Genomic DNA, 18,054 nt, shown 5'->3' with positions numbered 1-18,054 from the left:
CTTTCAGACCTTGGGTTGACAAGGCCGCCAGAACGCCGGTTGACATGGCCGCGTCAACCACATGCGACCTGGGGTGCCGCTCACGGCAGCGGCAGATACGACGACAGGTCGCTGCGCGGCCCGCTGGCGTAGATCCGGCCGTCGGCGATGCCGTCCGCCCAGTCCAGTTCGCCGAGCGCGAGCGCGAACCAGGTCGCGGCGTCGAGTTCGACAACGTTCGGGGGCGTGCCGCGGGTGTGCCGCGGGCCTTCGACGCACTGCACCGCGACGAACGGTGGGACCCGCAGCTCGACGCTGCGCCCGGGAGTCTGCTGCGCGAACGCGCGGACACTGGCCTTTACCAGAGCGCCGAGCGCCGCCCGGTCGCCGGGGACGAGCCCGGCGCGGGCGGCGTTCAGCTCCTGACGGTCCATCAGCCGGCTTCCCGGGGAACAGTTCAGCCGAAGAGGGCTGGGAAAGTGCCGGTGTGTGCGCGGCGCAGTTCCTCAAGCGGGATGGAGAACTGGCTTCGCACCTCGACCGCTTCGCCCTCGACGACCCCGATGCGCGCCACCGGCAGGCCGCGGGATCTGCACACCTCGGTGAAACGCAGCTCCTCGTTGCGGGGGACGGCGACGACGGCCCGGCCGGCGGACTCGGAGAAGAGCGCGACGAAGGGGTCGCCGCCCACCTGGTCGAGCACGGTGTCCGGGAGCACGATCCGGGCGCCGTGGCCGCCGCGCAGCGCAGACTCGACGACTGCCTGGATCAGCCCGCCGTCGGACAGGTCGTGCGCGGCTGAGAGCATCCCGTCCCGGGAGCCCGCGATCAGCACCTCGGCCAGCAGCCGCTCGCGTTCGAGGTCGACGCGGGGTGGCAGGCCGCCGAGGTGACCGTGCACGACGTGCGCCCATTCCGAGCCGCCGAGCTCGTCATGGGTCTCGCCGAGCAGCAACAGCACGTCGCCCTCGTGCTCGAAGGCGCTTCGGGTGCGGCGGGAGACGTCGTCGATCACGCCGAGGACGCCGACGACCGGGGTCGGGTGGATGGCCTGCTCGTTGGTCTGGTTGTAGAAGGAGACGTTGCCGCCGGTGACCGGGGTGCCGAGCACCTGGCACGCGTCGGCCAGTCCGCGGGTCGCTTCGGCGAACTGCCACATGACCTCGGGGTCCTCGGGGGAGCCGAAGTTGAGACAGTCGGTCACGGCGAGCGGCCTGGCCCCGGTCGCGGCGACGTTGCGGTACGCCTCGGCGAGTGCGAGTTGTGCCCCGGTATAGGGGTCGAGCTTGGCGTAGCGGCCGTTCCCGTCAGTGGCCAGCGCGATGCCCAGGTTCGATTCGTCGTCGAGCCGCAGCATGCCGGAGTCCTCACCGTGCGCGAGGACCGTGTTGCCGCGCACCCGGTGGTCGTACTGCTCGATCACCCAGCGCTTGTCGGCCAGGTTCGGGTCGCCGGCCAGCCTCAGCACGGTCTCGCGCAGTTCCTCGCCGGTCTTCGGGCGGCTGAGCGAGTCGGGTGTGGCGGCCTGGAGCTCGTCCTGCCAGGCGGGGCGGTGGTACGGGCGATGGTAGACGGGGCCCTGGTGCGCGACGGTCCTGGGGTCCACGTCGACGACGGTCTCGCCGTGCCAGGTGATCCGCAGCCGGCCGGTGTCGGTGACGGTGCCGACGACCGTGGCGGTGACGTCCCACTTCTCGCAGATGCCGAAGAAGCGCTCGACGTCGGCGGGGGTGACCACCGCCATCATCCGCTCCTGCGACTCGCTCATCAGGATCTCTTCGGGCAGCAGGGTGGCGTCCCGCAGCGGGACGAGGTCCAGTTGCACGTCCATGCCGCCGACGCCTGTCTGCTGCAGGGCGGCCGCGGCCAGCTCCGAGGTCGAGCAGGACAGGCCCGCCGCGCCGAGGTCCTGGATGCCGACGACCAGGTCCTCGGCGAAGATCTCCAGACAGCACTCGATCAGCACCTTCTCCATGAAGGGGTCGCCGACCTGGACGGAGGGGCGCTTGGAGGGCCGGCCGTCGTCGAAGGTGGCGGAAGCCAGCACCGAGGCGCCGCCGATCCCGTCGCCGCCGGTGCGGGCGCCGAAAAGGATCACCTTGTTGCCGGGGCCGTGCGCCTGCGCGAGTTTGATCTCGCTCTTCTTCATCACGCCCACCGCGAGCGCGTTCACCAGCGGGTTGCCCGCGTAGCAGGGGTCGAAGACGATCTCGCCGCCGATGTTGGGCAGGCCGAGGGAGTTGCCGTAGCCACCGATGCCGCGCACCACCCCGGGCAGCACCCGGTGTGTGTCGGCGGCGTCGGCCGGGCCGAAGCGCAGCGGGTCCATGACCGCGATCGGGCGGGCGCCCATGGTCAGGATGTCGCGCACGATGCCGCCGATGCCGGTGGCCGCACCCTGATAGGGCTCGACGTACGAGGGGTGGTTGTGCGACTCGATCTTGAAGGTGACGGCCAGGTCGCCGCCGACGTCCACGACCCCGGCGTTCTCCCCCGGGCCCACCAGCAAGAAGTCCACGTCGGGTGCCTTCTCGCCGAACTGTTTGAGGTGGACCTTGGAGGACTTGTAGGAGCAGTGCTCCGACCACATGACGGAGTACATGGCCAGCTCGCAGGAGGTCGGCCGGCGGCCCAGGATCTCCCGGATGCGGTCGTATTCGTCCGGCTTGACGCCGAGTGCCTCGTACGGCAGCTGCACGTCCGGTGAAGCGGCTGCGTGCTCCACCGTATCGACCACGTAGGCCGGCCGGGTGCTGTTCCGGTTCTGCTCGGGCGCGGTCATCAGGCGGCCACCAGTCGCTTGAGGATCGAGGTGAAGAAGGGCAGTCCGTCGGTGGCCGGCCCGGGATAAGGGCCGGTCAGTTCTTCCACGGCGTGCTCGGGATGCGGCATCAGGCCGACGACGTTGCCGGCCGCGTTGGCGATTCCGGCGATGTCCCGGGCCGAACCGTTGGGGTTGTCGAGGTAGCGCACGACGACACGTCCCTCGGCTTCCAGTTCGTCGAGCGTGTGTTCGTCCGCGGTGTAACGACCTTCGCCGTTCTTGATGGGAATCAGGATCTGCTGGCCGGCAGTGTAGTCAGCGGTCCACGCGGTGGAGACCGAGTCGACTCGCAGCCGCTGGTCGCGATTGATGAACAGCATGCCGCCGTTGCGGATCAGCGCGCCGGGCAGCAGGTGCGACTCGCACAGCACCTGGAAGCCGTTGCAGATGCCGAGCACGGGCAGACCTTCCCGTGCGCCGGCGACGATCGTTTCCATCACCGGGGAGAAGCGGGCGATGGCCCCGGCGCGCAGGTAGTCGCCGTAGGAGAAGCCGCCGGGCAGGACGACGGCGTCGACCTGGCGCAGATCGCGCTCGCGGTGCCAGAGCGCGATCGGTTCGGCGCCGACGAGCTCGACGGCTCGCAGCGCGTCCTGGTCATCCTGGCTGCCGGGGAAGGTGACGACGCCGACGCGGGCGGACATCAGCCGGCCGCCGGCTCGGTCACCCGGTCGGCCTCGGCCGGGTCGAAGCGGACCGCGTACTGCTCGATGACGGTGTTGGCGAGCAGCTTATCGGCGATCTCCCGGGCCCTGGCCAGCGCCGCCTCGTCTGCCGGGCCGTCCAGTTCGATCTCGAAACGCTTGCCCTGGCGCACGTCTACGATGCCGTCGAAACCCAGCCGGGGCAGCGCCCGCTGCACGGCCTGCCCTTGGGGATCAAGGATCTCCGGCTTGAGCATGACGTCGACCACGACACGTGCCATGTGCACTCCCACAGGTGTCTGCAACGGCTCTCGGCAGCCCACGGCCGCGGGCTGCCTGCTGTTGGCGGTAGGGCAAAGCCTACCTGGGCACGGCCGGTGGCCCCGTCGCGCCCGGGTACCGGAGTCGACCGCGACTACTGGAAGGTCTGGCCGGTGAGACGCTCGTATGCCTCGACGTATCGGGAGCGCGTGCGTTCCACCACCTCGTCGGGTAGCGGCGGAGGTGCCTGATCGGACTTCGGGTCCCAGCCCGATTCCGGCGAGGTCAACCAGTCCCGGACGTACTGCTTGTCGAAGGAGGGTTGTGCGCGGCCGGGCTGCCACTGCTCCGCGGGCCAGAACCGGGATGAGTCCGGCGTCAGCACCTCGTCGGCCAGCACGATGGTCCCGTCGGCTCTCCGGCCGAACTCGAACTTGGTGTCGGCGAGGATGATGCCCCGCTCCAGGGCGATATCCCGCGCCGCCGAGTACACGGTCAAGGTGAGCCGGCGCAGCGCCTGCGCGACGCCTACGCCGGTTCGGCGGACGACCTCGTCGAAACCGATGTTCTCGTCGTGCTCGCCGAGCTCGGCCTTCGCCGCCGGGGTGAACACGGGCCCGTCCAGGCGCGAGCCGTCTACCAGCCCTTCGGGCAGCGGCAGACCGCACACGGTACCCGAGAGGCGGTATTCGGCCAGGCCGGAACCCGTGAGGTAGCCGCGGGCTACGCATTCGATCAGGAGCATGTCGAGGCGTTCACACAGCATCGAACGGCCGCGTAGTTCCCGCGCGTGCGCTGCCAGCTCGGCCGGGTACAGCGCCGGGTCCGCCGAGATCAGGTGATTCGGCACCAGATGCGCCAGTCGCTCGAACCACCAGAGCGAGAGCTGGGTGAGGATACGGCCCTTGTCCGGGATTGGCGTCTCCAGGACGTGGTCGAAGGCGGAGATGCGGTCCGAGGCGACGAGCAGCAACCGATCGCCGACAGCGTACAGATCGCGGATCTTGCCGGAGCCGAGGTGTATAGCGCCCGCCAGTGCCCCGGCGGCGGGGGGCGGCGAGGCGGAAGCAGCGTCGGCGGCCATGTCAGGTCAGCTCCGCGAGCCGGTCGAACATGCCGGACAGATCCGCTACGAACCGTTCCGGGCGGCACACCTCGTCGAGTCGCGACTCGTCGATCTTCAGGCCGGCCGCGGCGGCCTCCTCGCGCAGCGTCTCGCGGAACGGGCGGCCGGTCTCCCAGGTCTTCATGGCCGCGCGCTGGGTGAGCGGATACGCCTCGGCGTCTCGGGACAGGCCCATGTCCACCAGTTCCAGCAGGACGGTCGAGGTGTAGATCAGGCCGCCGGTCGATTCGAGGTTGGCCTTCATCCGTTCGGCGTCGACGACCAGCCCGCTCATCAGGCGGATGGTCAGATTCAGCATGTAGTCCAGCGCGATGGAGGCGTCCGGCAGCGCGATCCGTTCGGTGGAGGAGTGCGAGATGTCCCGTTCATGCCACAGCGGGATGCCCTCCATGACCGGCACGGCCTGGGCGCGTACGAGCCGGGCGATGCCGGCCAGCCGCTCCGACATGATCGGGTTCTTCTTGTGCGGCATCGCGGAGGAGCCCTTTTGCCCCTTACCGAAGGGCTCCCACAGCTCGCGGACCTCGGTGCGCTGCCCGTGCCGCACCTCCAGAGCGATGGCTTCGAGCACGGTGGCCATCACGGCGAGCGCGCAGACCCATTCGGAGATCCCGTCCCGGATGACCACCTGGGTCGAGACCTGCGCCGGCTTCAGGCCGAGCTTGTCCGCTACGTAACGCTCGACGGCAGGGTCGATGTTCGAGTACGTACCGACCGCGCCCGAGATCGCCATCACGCCGACCGCTGCGCGCGCGGTGCGGATCCGATCTCGCGAACGCGCGACGGCGAAAGCGAAATCGGCGACCCGGTGGCCCCAGACATCGGGCTCTGCGTGGATGCCGTGGGTACGCCCGACGCGCAGGGTTGCGCGGTGGGCGAGCGCGTGCTGCCGGAGCACCCCCACCAGCCGATCCGCCTTCTCCAGGAGCAGGTCCGTCGCCTCGACCAGTTGGAGCGCCAGAGCGGTGTCGAGCAGGTCCGAGGAGGTCATGCCGAAGTGCACGTATGCGGCGGCTTCCCGCGGCTCGGTGTTGTCGGCCCAGGCGGAGAGGAACGCGATCACGTCGTGCTGGGTGACCGCCTCGATCTCGGCGACCGCCTCGGGGGTCGGCGCGGGTGCCTTGCGCACGGCGGCGAGCGCTTCGGCCGGCACGGTTCCAGCGGCGACGTGCGCTTCCATGACCAGGGTCTCGACCTGGCACCACAGCTCGTATTTGTGGGCCTCGCTCCACACACGGCCCATGTCCGGGAGGGTGTACCGTCCGATCACGGCGGGCTGCTCCTTATCAACAGGTTCAGCGGGACAGACCTGGCCCGCCGAGTCCATTCTCCATGAGGGCAAGCGGTTGCGGGGACCTTCCGCGCGAAGCTGTGGACAACCCTGTGGATAACCTTGAGTGCAATGAGGCGGCGCCCGGCGGAGAACGGCGACGTGGACCGAGCGGACCTCAGTCGCGCATCGCGACCGCCTGATCGACCCAGTCGCGAAGCGCCGCCAGATCCGCGTTGTCCAGCAGGCCGTGGACCAGTTCGTCGACCGGCACGGCGCGGCCCGCGCGGTCGCGCAGAATGATCCCGTCGAGCCAGTCGACATCCCAGTGCGCGAGTCCCTGATCGACCAGACCGCACTGCACCACGGCGCGAAGACCCGCCGCCAGTTCACCCGAGCCGTGTCCGGCGGCGCTGGTCTCGAGCAACGCTCTGACCTTGGAGATGAGCGGATGGTCCGGTGCGCGTGCCGCCTCCGCGCGCAGCACCGGATCGGCGACCAGGTCGATATAGCGGGACCACGGAAGCGGCCGATCGACCCGCAGTCCCTGGTAGGCCAGCGGTGCCAGCGCGGAGACGGCGCGGTCCGCCTCCCCCGGCTCGTCGAGCAGATCGCAGGCCGGACGCTCGGTCAGCCGGTCGGCCAAGCCGAGTCCGACCCGATCGCGTTGGCCGAGTTCGGTGAGCGCGGCGGCGAGAGCGGCGTTCAGGTTCTCGGGCGCGTAGCCTTGCCGCCACGCCGGCATAGCCAGCCGGGTCAACAGCCGATCCCAGCCGACGGCGACCAGGCCGGCCTGCTCGTGCGCGTATACGCGACCTGCCGGTTCGACGATGCGGGCACGTTCCGCCGCGGCGGCCCCGATCGCCCGTTCCATGCCTTCCGCGCGTATCCGGCACGCACCGGCGACTGCGACGATGACTGAGCGCGGCCAGGGCGGGCAACCTTGCGCTTCCGCGAAATCGAGCTTGCGGACCAGTCGGCGCGCCCGACCTATGTGGGTGTCGTGCGCGGCATCCATGCCCGCGAGCACCGGAGCGAGCAGTCCGCGCAGTTCGCTGACCCGCAGCCACCACAGGAACGGTGCGCCGATCACCAGCACCGGTCCTTCGGCACGCGGTTCGAGCCAGGCGTCACAGTCCGGGGACAGCTCCAACGCGGCGGGCTCGCTCACCCCGAGCGCCGCGGTGACTTGGCGCACAGTGAGCATCAGTTCGCCGTAGCCGCCCTGCACCGGAGGCACCGTCGGCGTGAGGGCCGGCACGATGCGATGGAAGAGCAGCAGCGGCCATGCGCCCGCGATGGCGATCAGCGCTGCGGCGGGTAAGCCGATCCTGATCGGGCTAAGAGTCAGCAGCGCGGCCGCGATCGTCCCGGCCGCCGCGATCCAGCTACCGGCGGCGAGCCGGCAGATGCGTGTGATAGCGCGGGCGTGGCGGACTGCGCTGGTCGAGGCCGCGGTCAACCGTGCTCACCCCGAATCGTGAACGCAGGTCGCCGGCCGCCGGAAGGCGGACCGCCGCGGTCCTGTCGGCACCGGTCCTGGCGACTCAGCGCCGGATGCGCCGCCGGCCGGCCATCGCGACCCCTGCGGCGGCCGAGCGTGGGAAACGCTCCCTTGACGTGAGCGTAGCGCCGCCCGGATGCGATAGGCATGCGGGCCGTGCGGGTTTCCGCTCGTTCGGGTGAGCTTGTCACTCCGTCTGAACCGGATGGACGGCGCGGCCGTCGCATTCGGTTCACGAACGGTCGTCGAGCTGTCACGGAACGGCGATCAGGCCTCCGATCGCCTTCGCCGCGATATCCGTGCGGTGGTGAGAACCGGGCAGTTCGATGCGGTCGAGCGCCGCGTAGGCCAGATCTCTGGCCGCGGCGAGATCCCCGGCCCGGGCGGTGACGGTGAGCACCCGGCCGCCTGAGGAGATCAGCCCGCCCCAGGGGTCCAACGAGGTACCCGCGTGGTAGACCATCACTTCGCCGGCGGACTCGGCGTCCGGAATGCCGCTGATACGATCGCCGCCGCGAGGAGATCCCGGGTAGCCGGCTGCCGCGAGCACCACCGTGACGGCGGCTCCGTCGTGCCAACGCAGCGGCTCGACTGCGCCGAGGGTGCCAGTGGCCGCGTGACGCAGCAGGTGCGCGAGAGGCGTCCTCAACATCGGGAGCACGACTTGTGTCTCGGGGTCCCCGAAGCGCGCGTTGAACTCGATGACCCGCACTCCTCGCTTCGTGAGAGCAAGTCCCGCGTACAGCAGCCCGACGAACGGCGTGCCCTGACGGCGCAGCTCGTCCACGGTGGGCTGGAGCACGTATTCGAGGACGTCCTCAGTCAGGTTCGCCGGAGCCCATGGAAGCGGTGAGTAAGCACCCATACCGCCTGTGTTCGGGCCGGCGTCATCGTCCCCCGCCCGCTTGAAGTCTTGCGCAGGTTGCAGGGGAAGCACCGTGGTGCCGTCGGTCAGCGCGAAAAGCGAGACCTCCGGTCCGTCCAAGTATTCCTCGATCACGACGCGACCACACGCCTGCGCATGAGCCAATGCCGCGTCGCGGTCATGTGTGACCACGACGCCTTTACCAGCCGCGAGCGCGTCATCCTTGACCACGTAGGGCGGCCCGAAGGCGTCCAGCGCACGAGCCGCTTCCTCGGCCGTCGAACACACGAAGGACTCAGCGGTCGGCACACCCGCCGCGGCCATGACTTCCTTGGAGAACGCCTTGGAGCCCTCGAGCCGCGCGGCGGCCTTTGAGGGGCCGAAGACTGCGATGCCCGCGGCGCGCACCGCATCGGCGACTCCGGCGACGAGCGGTGCTTCCGGCCCGACGACTACGAGGTCTACCGCAAGCTGCGCGGCGAGGCCCGCGACCGCTTCCGGGTCGAGCGGATCGACCGACCGCAACTGTGAGACGGCCGCGATGCCGGGATTGCCCGGCGCGCAGTAGAGCGCGGTCACGGAGTCGTCGAGGCTGAGCGCGTGGCAGATCGCGTGCTCACGACCGCCGCCACCAATGACCAGGATCTTCACGCGCTCTACCCTATAAGCCATCGGGCTTGACGAATGCCGTCCGACCACGCATAAGGTCAACGGCATGGAACTTCAAGACGCCATCCGCACCCGCCGGATGGTGCGAAGCTTTGACTCCGACCGGCCGGTCCCCGCAGAAGCGCTTGCCCGGATACTGCACAACGGAACCCGGGCGCCCTCCGCGGGGTTCTCGCAGGGCCAAGCCTGGCTGGTTCTGCGCGAGGCGGAACTCGAGAAGTTCTGGCAGTTCGGCTCGGACGCGGTGACCGACACGGTCCGCACGGCTCCGCTGGTCATCGTCCCGTTCTCCTGCAAGCGCGCCTATCTGGACCGCTACGCGCAGCCCGACAAGGGTTGGACCGATCGCGACGAATCGCGCTGGCCTGTCCCCTTCTGGCACATCGACACCGGCATGGCCGTGATGCTGCAGTTGCTTACCGCGGTCGACGAGGGGTTGGGCGCGTTGTACTTCGGCATCGTTCCCGACCGGGTCCAGTCGTTCAAGGATGCGTTTGGCGTACCGGATGATTACGAACCGATCGGCGCCGTCGCGATCGGTTACGACACCGAGAGCGAGAAGCGCGACCTGCGGGCGCGGCGCAGACCGATCGAAAGCATGGTTCATTACGGGATGTGGTCACGGTGACCAAACAGGTGGTCAAGTTCGCGTTCTTCGACCTGGACAACACGCTGGTCGACCAGAGCGGGGCGCTGCGCGAGTGGGCTGAGCAGTTCGTCGCGGACCGCGGCATCGATCCCGCGGCCGTGGACTTCCTGGCCGTCAAGAGCACGACGGCGAAGACGTGGACCGAGTACGCGTCCGACTTCAAACGGCACTTCGGTCTCGCCGACAGCGTCGAACAGCTCGTCCACGATGTGACGATGACGTATCCGCACTTCTTCGTGCTCGATGACGCGGTGTCGGAGGGCCTGCGCCGGCTGCGCGCGGAGGGCTGGCGGCTGGGCGTCATCACCAACGGCGCGACGACGATGCAGAACGCGAAGATCGACCGGGTGCGGTTGCGCGGCCTGGTCGACGGCGTTTTCGTCTCGGAGACTGAGGGCGCGCGCAAGCCCGAACGGCTGATCTTCGAACGCGCGGCGGCGGGTCTCGGCGTGCAACTCGATCATCCGTACGGCTGGATGGTCGGCGACTCGCTTGAGGCCGACATCGCCGGCGGGATCGGCGCCGGCCTGCGGACGATCTGGGTGCAGAATGAACGCGCGCTGACCGCCGAGGATCCGCAGCCGCACCACGTGTGCGGTTCCGTGGCCGATGCCCTCAAGCTGCTCGCCGACGCCTGATCCGCGGCCGGACTGTGCCGGGCGGTGCGGGGGCAGCGCGTGCGTCCGGGGATCGGTGCGGCTGGATCGTGCGCTGCCATGGAGGCTCGCGGTCACCAAGTTGTCGGTGGCAGCGGTAAGACTGTCCGTATGACTTCGGCTACCTGGCAGCAGTTCACCGAGGCGGAACCTGTGTTCGCGGCGGCGGTTTGGTCACGCTTCGCGGCCACAAAGCATCATGTGCTCGCTACGCTTCGCCGCGACGGCTCACCCAGGGTCAGCGGCACGGAGGTGCGCATCGTCGGCCCGGATTTGACGCTCGGCTCGATGCTCAATGCACTGAAGGCCGTCGACCTGCGCCGCGACGGGCGTTTCGCGCTGCACTCGAACCCGGGGGACGGCTCGATGAGCGGCGGCGACGCCAAACTCGCGGGCGTGGCCATCGAAATCGGCGATCCGCGGCTCAAGGCGGCGGCGCTCGACGGCCGCCAGGCTGATCCGGGCCCGTTCCACCTCTTCCGGCTCGACCTGACCGAGGCGGTGCTGACCTCGATCGCGGCTACCAACGACGCCCTGGTCATTCGCAGCTGGCGCCCCGGGGAACCGGTGCGCGAGGTGCGCCGCTGATACCGGATCAACGCTGCGGGACGAGGCGGGGAAGGTTCATACCCCGGTGAAGCTCCACCCAGCCGGATTTGAGCAGCTCTCGCGACTAATGCCCGATCCCGTTGCCGGCCACGCGCCGTACAGGTCGCCGTGAAGACGCGCGAAGAAGTAGCACATGGCCTCAAACTCACCATCGAGGATGGCCACGCGCGGGTTGGCGGCAACGGCAGCGTAGTAGTCACGGCCGAGGGCAATGATGAGCCCGCGTGCATAGAGGAAGCCGTCGTCCGACCCGTCGGTGACGGCCTGAATGTCGGCTCGGTCGATGTCGTAGAGCTTGCGCTCAAGGACTCGGTCGAGGTCAGTCAGCTCGCGAGAGGACATGCCTCGGCAGAGCACGGTGAGTGCTTCCAGGAAATCGTCTGTCGTCTCGTCCACGATGGCCAAGTCGGCTGCGCGATCGGAATCTGCGGGCCCGGACGCCATGGAGAGTCGGATCACATTCACGGCATCGTCGACTTGCGACCACGCCTGCTCCAGCAGAGACCAGAACCGAGCTTCGTCATCAACGGTGGGAAATTGCTGTTTGTTAGGTTCGGCTGTAGTCATGGCGGAAACGATAGACGCAGGTTCCGACATCCATTCGAACGACCCCCTCGATTCGAACGTGCGGCACCGGTGGGGCAGATCCGGACATTCCCGCCCGAGTTAGGTCGGGCAGGGCCACTGTACGGCACTGATCGTCGGCCCGGTTGCTGTATCGCGCTGCTGTACGCGATCGATCGGCGCGGCTATCCTCAATCAAACCATTGATAGATCGGGGGCGCGTGGTGGCTCAAGACGCTCAGCCAGCCTCTGTGGGCGGCATCGTCGGTCTGGCACTGGTGATCACGTGCTTTTACGGGATGGTGGCGGTCCACGTATGGATCGCCGTACGCACCTGGCGGAATCCCAACCGGTTCGGGCGCACCGCTGAGATTCTGAGCTTCAGGGTCGGAGAATCCGTGGGGCGGGGCCTGGCGCGCGGGGTCGCCGTGGTGGCCGGCGCCCTTGTCTGCGGGGGATGCGTCATCCTTTCCGGCGCTGTGGGTATGGCCTCGCCGAACCCTGAAGTGTGGAAGTGGGTCGCCGGCGCGTTCCTGGTCGCGTTCGTGGCAGCCGTGCCGTTGCTTATCGTGATTGTCGTCTTCAACCGGCCGCGCTTCCTGGTGGTGCCCTACATGCGGCACCTCAACCGGGCGGCGATCAGAGGCGGATCGTCGTCACTGCGCGAGCGGTTGTCAGGACTGCGACGCGCCGGACGATCTGACTCGTCGGGATGATCATGCGCGTCCTGTGAGCGCTGCCGTGTCAGGGCGGTTCCCTGGCCTCGGGTGCTGTGGGGCGGTGTCGTTTGCCCTCGTCCGCTGCTGGCCGCTTGTCGCCTGCTGTCGTATGTTGCCGGGGTTTCGCTGACTTCCTGCTGACTACGGTCGTTGATCTGCCTACGGCCTGAGCTGCGCTCGCTCGCCGGGCTGAGGTTCTGGTAACTCCTCGGTCGGGCAAGCTCCTGCTTTGCCGGCCGTCGTCTGGTAACCCTCGTGGTGACCGGCCGGGGAGATGCCAGAACCGACCCACCCTCTTCCCCACCTTCCCGCACCCTCCGACGCTGCGTGGTCTTCCCCTCATCTCCGAGGGAGGGCCTGCCAGCGGCGTTGTTGTTTCTGCTCGCTCGCTCTCGTTGGGCTGCTCGGGTTCCTGGTGCGGTTGGTCGTTGTGCTTGTCGAGTGTCGGGAGTTGCTGACCGTGGTGGGTGCTTCGGGTCGTGTGGTGTCCGGGTTCGGCCTGCTGTGTGGTGTGCCTGTGCTCGTGTTCGCGGTCGCTGGCGCGCCGGCTGCGCGTGGAACGCTGGCGCAGGTCCGGCGGCGCCAAGCGGTCCGCGGTGGCTTCGTGCTTCCGGCTCGTCCGCTTCTGCGTCGGCCGGTGTCCGGGTCTCGTCGTCGTGCCCGCGGGTTTCCCTGCTGCGTGTCGGGTGTGGCTGCCTGGCTTCTCGCTCACGCTTCGGCGCTGGTCCTGCTGTCCTGGGTTCGCCCGGCGCGGGCCGAGACGGAGTCGGGGCGAAGACAGGAGGCGACGGCTCGGGCGGCGACGGGCTGCACGCCGCTTCAGCGGCGTGCCTTGATCCTCGTAGAGAAAGTTCTAGCCAGCTTCCTGGCTGTGTCGCTCCGCTATGCAGAGCACTGCGGTTGCGTCGTCGTGCGGCTTGCTGCGCGGCCACTGCTTGGCCTGTGGGTCCGAGTCCTCGGCGTCGCGTGCGGCCCGGATGATCGCTTGCGGTCCGTCCTGCTCCATCAGGTCGAGTGCTGATCGCCAGTCCACGAGCTCGTATCGTTCGACTGCTGCTGCTGCTCCGTCGCTGAGCAGGGCGGCTCGGCTCAGCTCTCGGCGGCTGATGTGTCCTTGGCGTCCGTGTGCGGCGGCGTCGGGGTTCGTCGATGCGATCCAGTAACCGCCTCGGACGTTGCGCTTCGCGCGCTCGGCTTCGACCAGCTCGGCACGGGCTGAATCTCGCTCGCTGGCTTCGTACCCGGTAGCGGTCACGCGGGCGCGTTGTGCGGTGGCCACTCGGCTGAGGCTCTTGTCACTGCGGGCGGTGAGCTGTCCCCCGGCCGTGTCGAAGACGATGGTCGAGTCTCCGAGGATGTAGTACTCGTATACGTCGGGTAGTTCGCGCAGTATCGCGATGGTGGCTGACGGATGGCTCTGGTCGTCAATCGGGCACGTGGCGGCGTGGCTTGTGGCCACGGTGTCGATGGCGCGGGCTACGGCTTCGGCGATCCAGGAGGGCGGCTCGGTACTGAGTTCGGCTACGAGCCTGGATCCCAGGGCGCGGGCGTACCAGCGTGCGTCGTGCGGACAGGGCGTGTCGACGCCGGCCGGGCGCGTTGACGCCTGCTCGTACAGGTCGGCGATGTTCTCGGCGAGGTAGGTTGCGGCGCCGAGTGATCCGATGGCGTGGACTCCGGCGATCAGCAGGAAGGTTCCCTTGCGGTCAGGTCGCGGCAGCCGGCCGAGGTAGGCGACATCGGCGGGCTCGGGGCGCTCGGGGTCGTCGGACGGTGAGGTGAACTGCTGTCCGGTGCGCCGGTCGGTCAGTGTCCAGCATCCATCCGGGACGGTCTCGAAGCTCAGCCGGGGGTCGGCGGCCAGTGCGGCGGCGGTGACCGGTGACGTCTTCGGGCCGCAGACGATGACCAGGCGCAATACCCTTGCGGCTGCGACCGGTGCGAGTCTGGCGGAGTTGATGGCGCGGATGGGGCACAGTTCGACACGCGCCGCGATCATCTACCAGCACGCTACGAGCGACCGTGACAAGGTCATCGCGGGCGCTCTCGGAGAGCTGGCGCGGAAGGCTAGGAAACTTGCGCCGACCACTTCGGATGAGGACTCTGCGGAGGCTACGGCCACGTAACGGGCACGCGGGGCGCATTCGGGGCTCAACACGCTGAAGGCCCAGGACGAGAGAGGGTTCTCTCACCTGGGCCTCGCCGTTGGAGCGGGTGACGGGAATCGAACCCGCGCTGTCAGCTTGGGAAGCTGATGTTCTACCATTGAACTACACCCGCAGGCCATACCCCTCGGCACGCTTTGGAAGCTTGCCGAGAGTTACGTTACCAGACCCGGACGCGAGGTGGCGGGGATCGCCGCGGAGTGCATGGCTGGCGCGGTTCGGTGCCTGGACGACCGGAAGCGGGCAGGCACAGGTTGCGGGCAGCTTGGCTGGTTCGGCTGTTGGTCGGGCCGCGGGCGGCGCGATACGGTCTGTGGGTGTTGCTCTCAGACAAGGATCTGCGCTCGGAGATCGTGGCCGGGCGGGTGCGGGTCGAGCCTTTCGACGAGTCGATGGTGCAGCCTTCGTCGATCGACGTGCGGCTGGACCGGTACTTCCGAGTGTTCGAAAACCACCGGTATCCGCATATCGACCCGGCACAGGAGCAGCCAGACCTGACGCGGCAGGTGGAGCCGGAAGGGCAGGAGCCGTTCATCCTGCACCCGGGAGAGTTCGTGCTCGGTTCGACCTACGAGATGATCACCCTCCCGGACGATATAGCCTCGCGGCTGGAGGGGAAGTCCAGCCTCGGGCGCCTAGGCCTGTTGACCCACTCGACCGCCGGCTTCATCGACCCCGGCTTCTCCGGGCACGTGACGCTGGAACTGTCGAACGTCGCGACACTGCCGATCAAGCTATGGCCCGGGATGAAGATCGGACAACTGTGCATGTTCCGGCTGTCATCGCCCGCCGAGCACCCGTACGGCTCGGCGGTCTACGGGTCCCGATACCAGGGACAGCGCGGTCCGACGCCGTCGCGCTCATACTTGAACTTTCATCGCACATCCGTTTCTTGACACCGGTCGGCGTCAGCGCCGGTGCCGTTGCCCGGAGCCGGTGCCGTTGATATGACCGCGCCGGCGACACGGGCGGGAACAGACAGGGACGGGGGGCTCGTGATGCGGTGGCCGCTGAACGTGGATGCTTCGGATGTCGTGACGGTTTACGCGCAGCGGCTCGCGGACCCGCAGAAGGTGCTGGCTGCGGCGAGCGCTCTGGGGACCGGCGAGACGTTCTGTGCGACCGCGGCCGATGACGACGAACCCGAGGACGGCGTCGCCGCCTACAGCGCGACGATCTCCGACACGGTCGCGACTTTCGTGATCGACGTGACGCAGGATCCGATGTTCGGCGAACTGCCCGGCGCGCTCGCGCAGAGCGGGTGGAGCGCCACGTCCCTGACCGCTTACCAGATTTCAGTCGCGTCACTGGGCCCCGGGTCGGACCGGCTGCGTTACCGCTTGGCGAGGGCATTGCTGGAAGTGACCGGCGGAGTGCTCGTCGGCGCGGACGGGACCCGGCTCGTGGTGGAGTCGCTGGCAGACGCGACCTGGGGCTCGCTCTGGTAGCGCAAGCGGGGGAGCCGGAACGGGTGATTTGTCGGCGCAGGTTCCCATCCGGGGGCTAGTGCGCTGCGACAGTGAAGGCATGGAGCGTTGGAGTCTGACCCCGGCCCTGTCCCGCGTCGGCGCCACCCCGTGGGCCAATGCGGTACGGCGACGGCGGGAATACCCGGCGGATCCTGAACGACTGATCAGCGGAAACCCGGTACTTCTGCTGGCAGGCCCGCGGACCCCCGCTTCGATCGAGGCGTTGGTGCGTACGTGGAACCCGACGCCGACACGCGACGACCTGGGCGTGCTGCACGTCGCGGACGGGGTACGGTGGCACGGCCCGTTTCACCTCGACCCTACGCTCTCCGCGCAGGCCGATCTGCCCGCCGGCTGGTCCACCGCCTACGTGGCTCAGGCGCCGCGGCGCCGGTCGCGGATCCCGGACGGGCGAAACGCGCAGGCGCTGCGTAAGCGCTTTCCGCGGGACATTCCAACGGGTCCGGAGGCCCTGGCGTGGTCGCTGGTGACGGGCCTGGCCCGGCTGCTCGGCGGCGCCGCGCGGCTTCCCGGCTGCCCATCGCACGTCGCCGAGCCACAGGAAACCGTGTTCTGCGTCTACGGGCACGAGGCGCTGCCCTGGCAGGTGCTGCGCTCAATCCTCGGCCTGGCGATCCCGGACCTGGGGCGCAACGGTGTGCTCGCCGCGAACAACTACTGCCTCGACCGGCCCGGCGCGCTCGAGATCCGGGTGCAGCCGTTCGGCGCGGAAGAATTCCTGCCGTACGCGCTGCGTTCCCGGGCGGACGAGGGCTGGCCGCTCACGGTGTATCGCTTCAGTTGCGTGAAGCAGGCGACGCTGTCCGAGACGGTCGCCACACTGGGCCGGGTGCGCGAAGCGGCAGCGCTGCTGTCCGAGGTGATCGGCGGCGTTCTGCTGGACGCGGATGGCTTTCCCGTAAGCGCCTGAGCGCTGGCACAGAGGCGCCGGAGCCCGTCAGCGACATCGCGCAACCGAGGCGTGCACACACCGCGCACTGCGTTCCCTGGGCCAAGGCCCAGGCCGGCCTAGTGTCCCGCGCCGGAAATCCGTCGCATGACTCTGCTCGACCTGGCTGCACACGTCCGGTCATCCGCGCCCGGCTGGCAAGGCGCCGGAACACCCTCGCGGTGCTCAATCAACGCAGTGGGTCGTCTGTGGGCGTTTCGGCCGTGCGCCCATGCTCGTCGCTGACCGGATTCGCCCCTTGAGGCATTCCCCAACACTGCCTAGCGCGGTACCTGCACGATGCAGACGGCAGGCGCGTTGCACACGAGTGACCCTGCGACCATACCCGTGACCAGCGAGCTCGAGTCCTGGACGGTTACCTTCGCCGGCCAAGCCGACAGATCGACGGGCCCTGCGAGGTTCTTGACATCGACGCGGGCGAGGTCGAGATGAAACGCGTTGCCCGCGTTGATGGTGACCCGCGTGTCAGGAGACGTAGTCAACGCCAGATCAGTTGTGCAGCGCGAGTCCGGGCACCGAACCGACACGAAGAGCGTGCCCGCTATCACGCTCACCGCGCGCTGAGGACTGTCGAAGACGGTTGACTTGTCGGTCTCGTCGAGAGTCACCTGCCGCGCGCTGCTTTGCGTCCCGGTGACGGATACGGATGCGTCGCCGTCGACGACGATATCGACTTCGTATATGTGCGCGTAGGTCGCGTTCGACCGGCTCGTGTGGGTGAGCCGGTGTAGCGCGATGTCCCCGGCGTAGCCGAGCGCCGCGAGAACCGCGAGCGTTAAGACAATGACGAACAGGGCGCGGAAAAGAGCGGCGAACCAGACGCGCACGCCGCTGCGTTCGACGGCCGCTTCGGGCGCAGCGGCCTCGGGCGCCTGCGACTCGACCGACATATTTGACCTCCACACGAACCGGACGCATGCGCTCGAACCGGTGTACCCACGTACTGCGCGCTCAAGTGCACCGTGCGCAAAGCGTTTGGAGCCTAGCGAATCCGGCGCACTAAGACACCGAGACCGCTCCCTGGTTTCACGCGACCCGGGCGCAGCCGCTTCGGGTGCGGGGAACGAGTGAGAGCTCCGGTCCGGTCAGGCGGAGGCGGTGCCGACCGTAG

At 68.6% G+C, this 18,054-nt stretch carries 18 protein-coding genes and 1 tRNA gene; 7 read left to right on the top strand and 12 right to left on the bottom strand.

What is annotated here, in order from left to right; genetic code table 11:
• Nucleotides 1–80: 80 nt before the first annotated feature.
• From KGA66_RS18885 to purD, 8 genes are all read right to left on the bottom strand, one after another.
• The gene (locus tag KGA66_RS18885) at nucleotides 81–413 is read right to left on the bottom strand and encodes a sterol carrier family protein (protein ID WP_211469488.1); all 333 of its coding nucleotides are present in this window, start codon (nucleotides 411–413) and stop codon (nucleotides 81–83) included.
• Between the two features lie 23 nt (nucleotides 414–436).
• Nucleotides 437–2,761, bottom strand: a complete 2,325-nt coding sequence (purL, locus tag KGA66_RS18880; protein WP_211469487.1) for a phosphoribosylformylglycinamidine synthase subunit PurL — start codon at nucleotides 2,759–2,761, stop codon at nucleotides 437–439.
• Nucleotides 2,761–3,447, bottom strand: a complete 687-nt coding sequence (gene purQ, locus KGA66_RS18875) for a phosphoribosylformylglycinamidine synthase subunit PurQ (protein ID WP_211469486.1) — start codon at nucleotides 3,445–3,447, stop codon at nucleotides 2,761–2,763. Before purQ ends, purL begins: the two co-directional genes overlap by 1 nt.
• The gene (purS, locus tag KGA66_RS18870) at nucleotides 3,447–3,728 is read right to left on the bottom strand and encodes a phosphoribosylformylglycinamidine synthase subunit PurS (protein ID WP_211469485.1); all 282 of its coding nucleotides are present in this window, start codon (nucleotides 3,726–3,728) and stop codon (nucleotides 3,447–3,449) included. Before purS ends, purQ begins: the two co-directional genes overlap by 1 nt.
• 134 nt (nucleotides 3,729–3,862) lie before the next feature.
• Nucleotides 3,863–4,792 carry a phosphoribosylaminoimidazolesuccinocarboxamide synthase gene (locus KGA66_RS18865; protein WP_211469484.1) on the bottom strand — a complete coding sequence of 310 codons (930 nt, stop codon included), beginning with the start codon at nucleotides 4,790–4,792 and terminating at the stop codon, nucleotides 3,863–3,865.
• Nucleotide 4,793: 1 nt separating this feature from the next.
• Nucleotides 4,794–6,104, bottom strand: a complete 1,311-nt coding sequence (gene purB, locus KGA66_RS18860) for an adenylosuccinate lyase (protein WP_211469483.1) — start codon at nucleotides 6,102–6,104, stop codon at nucleotides 4,794–4,796.
• Nucleotides 6,105–6,282: 178 nt separating this feature from the next.
• Nucleotides 6,283–7,566, bottom strand: a complete 1,284-nt coding sequence (locus KGA66_RS18855; RefSeq protein ID WP_211469482.1) for a hypothetical protein — start codon at nucleotides 7,564–7,566, stop codon at nucleotides 6,283–6,285.
• Nucleotides 7,567–7,861: 295 nt separating this feature from the next.
• A complete protein-coding gene (gene purD, locus KGA66_RS18850) occupies nucleotides 7,862–9,124 on the bottom strand; it encodes a phosphoribosylamine--glycine ligase (protein WP_211469481.1) in 1,263 nt (420 codons plus the stop codon).
• 64 nt (nucleotides 9,125–9,188) lie between these two features.
• Here purD and KGA66_RS18845 point away from each other — a divergent pair, with 64 nt between their 5' ends.
• From KGA66_RS18845 to KGA66_RS18835, 3 genes are all read left to right on the top strand, one after another.
• On the top strand, nucleotides 9,189–9,770 hold the full coding sequence (locus tag KGA66_RS18845) for a nitroreductase family protein (protein ID WP_211469480.1): 582 nt from the start codon (nucleotides 9,189–9,191) through the stop codon (nucleotides 9,768–9,770).
• Nucleotides 9,767–10,429 carry an HAD family hydrolase gene (locus tag KGA66_RS18840; RefSeq protein ID WP_211469479.1) on the top strand — a complete coding sequence of 221 codons (663 nt, stop codon included), beginning with the start codon at nucleotides 9,767–9,769 and terminating at the stop codon, nucleotides 10,427–10,429. The genes KGA66_RS18845 and KGA66_RS18840 overlap by 4 nt, the downstream gene beginning before the upstream one ends.
• 129 nt (nucleotides 10,430–10,558) lie before the next feature.
• Nucleotides 10,559–11,035: a pyridoxamine 5'-phosphate oxidase family protein gene (locus tag KGA66_RS18835; RefSeq protein ID WP_211469478.1), complete on the top strand. Its 477-nt coding sequence runs from the start codon at nucleotides 10,559–10,561 to the stop codon at nucleotides 11,033–11,035.
• Between the two features lie 36 nt (nucleotides 11,036–11,071).
• Here KGA66_RS18835 and KGA66_RS18830 read toward each other — a convergent pair whose 3' ends face one another.
• Entirely contained in the window at nucleotides 11,072–11,623 is a 552-nt protein-coding gene (locus KGA66_RS18830) for a DUF4240 domain-containing protein (protein WP_211469477.1), read from the bottom strand.
• A gap of 248 nt (nucleotides 11,624–11,871) precedes the next feature.
• Between KGA66_RS18830 and KGA66_RS18825 the strand changes: the two genes are divergently transcribed.
• Nucleotides 11,872–12,336, top strand: coding sequence for a hypothetical protein (locus KGA66_RS18825; protein WP_211469476.1), 465 nt, complete (start codon nucleotides 11,872–11,874; stop codon nucleotides 12,334–12,336).
• An 856-nt stretch (nucleotides 12,337–13,192) separates the two neighbouring features.
• On the opposite strand, the gene KGA66_RS18820 is transcribed toward KGA66_RS18825, so the two are convergent.
• Nucleotides 13,193–14,338, bottom strand: a complete 1,146-nt coding sequence (locus KGA66_RS18820) for a hypothetical protein (protein WP_211469475.1) — start codon at nucleotides 14,336–14,338, stop codon at nucleotides 13,193–13,195.
• 207 nt (nucleotides 14,339–14,545) lie between these two features.
• Nucleotides 14,546–14,619, bottom strand: a tRNA-Gly gene (locus KGA66_RS18815).
• Nucleotides 14,620–14,821: 202 nt separating this feature from the next.
• Between KGA66_RS18815 and dcd the strand changes: the two genes are divergently transcribed.
• From dcd to KGA66_RS18800, 3 genes are all read left to right on the top strand, one after another.
• Nucleotides 14,822–15,400 carry a dCTP deaminase gene (gene dcd, locus KGA66_RS18810; RefSeq protein WP_211469474.1) on the top strand — a complete coding sequence of 193 codons (579 nt, stop codon included), beginning with the start codon at nucleotides 14,822–14,824 and terminating at the stop codon, nucleotides 15,398–15,400.
• Nucleotides 15,401–15,520: 120 nt separating this feature from the next.
• Entirely contained in the window at nucleotides 15,521–15,952 is a 432-nt protein-coding gene (locus KGA66_RS18805; RefSeq protein ID WP_211469473.1) for a hypothetical protein, read from the top strand.
• A 79-nt stretch (nucleotides 15,953–16,031) separates the two neighbouring features.
• Complete coding sequence (locus KGA66_RS18800) at nucleotides 16,032–16,904, top strand: hypothetical protein (protein WP_211469472.1); 873 nt, start codon at nucleotides 16,032–16,034, stop codon at nucleotides 16,902–16,904.
• Nucleotides 16,905–17,203: 299 nt separating this feature from the next.
• On the opposite strand, the gene KGA66_RS18795 is transcribed toward KGA66_RS18800, so the two are convergent.
• The gene (locus KGA66_RS18795; RefSeq protein WP_211469471.1) at nucleotides 17,204–17,833 is read right to left on the bottom strand and encodes a hypothetical protein; all 630 of its coding nucleotides are present in this window, start codon (nucleotides 17,831–17,833) and stop codon (nucleotides 17,204–17,206) included.
• Nucleotides 17,834–18,054: the final 221 nt, after the last annotated feature.

This window comes from Actinocrinis puniceicyclus (assembly GCF_018283645.1).
GTDB classification, from domain to species: domain Bacteria; phylum Actinomycetota; class Actinomycetes; order Streptomycetales; family Catenulisporaceae; genus Actinocrinis; species Actinocrinis puniceicyclus.
The sequence above is the reverse complement of the archived record's forward strand: the minus strand, read 5'-3'. Positions and strand labels throughout refer to the sequence as shown.